The 2,067-nt window shown below is 39.8% G+C and carries 2 protein-coding genes; both read right to left on the reverse strand.

What is annotated here, in order from left to right:
* Positions 1-77: 77 nt before the first annotated feature.
* The gene (locus HN459_02170; protein MBT3478246.1) at positions 78-1,487 is read right to left on the reverse strand and encodes a SusD/RagB family nutrient-binding outer membrane lipoprotein; all 1,410 of its coding nucleotides are present in this window, start codon (positions 1,485-1,487) and stop codon (positions 78-80) included.
* 45 nt (positions 1,488-1,532) lie between these two features.
* The gene (locus HN459_02175) at positions 1,533-2,054 is read right to left on the reverse strand and encodes a hypothetical protein (GenBank protein ID MBT3478247.1); all 522 of its coding nucleotides are present in this window, start codon (positions 2,052-2,054) and stop codon (positions 1,533-1,535) included.
* Positions 2,055-2,067 lie beyond the last annotated feature (13 nt).

Here is a 2,067-nt window from a genome sequence, read left to right on the forward strand (position 1 = left end):
AAACTAAAAAGCCCCCAAAATAAATGGAGGCTTTTTAGTTTTTTTTCAATCAACTCTTGGAGAGAGGTAGAAAAAGTTTATTTATTCACCTCAGTTTTGGCATATAAACCTGGATCATCTGGGGCATTTGAATTGGAAGATATTTCACCTTGAGCCCATTGCATACGCTCAACTTGCTGAGTAGCTCCTACCGTATTTAATGGAAATGGGGGTATCAAATCTGATTCGCCTGCACCACGGAGACGACGATGATCATTAAACGGCATAAAAGAACCAAAACCAGAAACATACCGTTCTTCTATAATTTCTCTAAGAAGCGCTTTATCCTTGGAAACGCCGTCAGCATTTTCCATACCACCACTTGTAAAATCAGCCTCAACGTAGGCGTCATACATGTAGTTAGCTGCATCATTAAAAGAAGAATTGAGACGTCCACCACCCGACAACCATGCCCGATAACTATTCAATGCACTTAATCCTGAAGCAAAACCAGATCTTGCGCTTGCTTCAGCTTTGATCAATTGATTTTCAGAGTATGTAGCAAGAGGTTGTGGCTCAAACTGTTCAATCACACCCGTGTTACCTGAGGCAGAAGATTCATCAATGGCGTAATATCCATGACGAGCTTTTTCGTTCGTTTTAGTATTGCCTCTATAGTTTGAATTGGATGAATCAAGCAAATCCATTAAATAACTACCACTATTACCAAGATCACCTGCTCGGGATCCTGCTATAATGGTGTAAAATAGGTTTTTATCGCCTGTATTAATTGCCGCATCACCACGGGGTATATACAACATATCACCCGCTGAGGAAGCAATTCCATTTCCTGCTGCAGCCAAAGCACCTGCATAATCTTTATTTGCGAGAGCATACCGCGCTTTTAGTGTATAGGCGGCGGCAATCCATTTATCCTTATCTCCTTCGAAATAAATATCGAAAGATTCTTTACGAGTTGACGCTGCACTTAAATCAGTAATGGCACCATCCAGCAAGCTTGACAATGCTGTAAGAACACTCTTTTGAGAATCAAACGCAGGGTCGCTTATTTCACCACCAATTTCTGAATAAGGTACATCACCCGTTAATAAAGCCAGAGTTCCAATCGCATTGGCTTCTATCACTTTTGATATTCCTACCAAAAGTTTATCGTCTGGTGCAGCAGATCTAATATGTCGCGCATTTGTAACAACACCTGTATATGCCGCATTCCACTCTCCATTAGTTTCAACGGTAGAAAGTGCATATCCATAGATATTGGAATACAATGATGTATAGCCTACCAATTGCCCAGAGAACATGCCACATATTCGATTTAAATGAGATACCTGCACGATTACATTAGCAAGTTGTGCGCCATTCAAAAAGAGTTTTGCATCAACATCCGATAATGTAATCTCATTTGGATTATCATTAATTGATTTATCCACATCACACCCAGTCACCATCAATGCGACTGCGGTCAATGGAATTAATATTTTTTTCATTGTTCTTAAACCTTTAATTGTAGTTTTCATTCTTATATCCTCCCCTTAGAAGTTTGCCGAAACTGAGAATAAAAATGACTTGGTGACAGGGTTAGAAAAGTATTCTAATCCTGAACCTGTTTGGATACCACCAACATTTACACCAGGATCAACACCTTCTAAATCCTTGTACCAAGCAAATAGATTTCGACCCGTAGCAGTAAATAGAAGGCTGTTTAAACCTGTCAGATTTGTCAATGCATCGGATTGCATAAAATAAGACAGTGATAATTCTCTTATCCGTGAATAAGTCGCATCTTTAATGGAAAAGTTATAGGCTTGGTTATCACCAAATCCACCGCCAATACCATGGCGAAACCATGCTTCATCAAGAAGCACGTCGCCTCCGCCAAAGTCTTTGATAAATCCTCGAATTGTAGTTCCTGCTTGTATAGTCTGACCATCCACATTTTTAAGGTCTTTTGTAAGCGTAACTTCATTATCTGTATCACTGGTCGTACCAAATCGTCTAAGAACCCATAATGTACGCGGTGAGTATTCACCACCTTCTGAATGTTCAAAGAGCATATTAACCGTGAAA

It is taken from the genome of Candidatus Neomarinimicrobiota bacterium, assembly GCA_018647265.1.
In the GTDB taxonomy this organism is placed as follows: Bacteria; Fidelibacterota; Marinisomatia; order Marinisomatales; family TCS55; genus TCS55.

What these genes read in the sequence shown, in the direction of transcription:
- HN459_02175 (MBT3478247.1), bottom strand. Translation starts at nt 2,054, where the DNA reads ATGCTCTTTGAACATTCAGAAGGTGGTGAATACTCACCGCGTACATTA.
- HN459_02170 (MBT3478246.1), bottom strand. Translation starts at nt 1,487, where the DNA reads ATGAAAAAAATATTAATTCCATTGACCGCAGTCGCATTGATGGTGACT.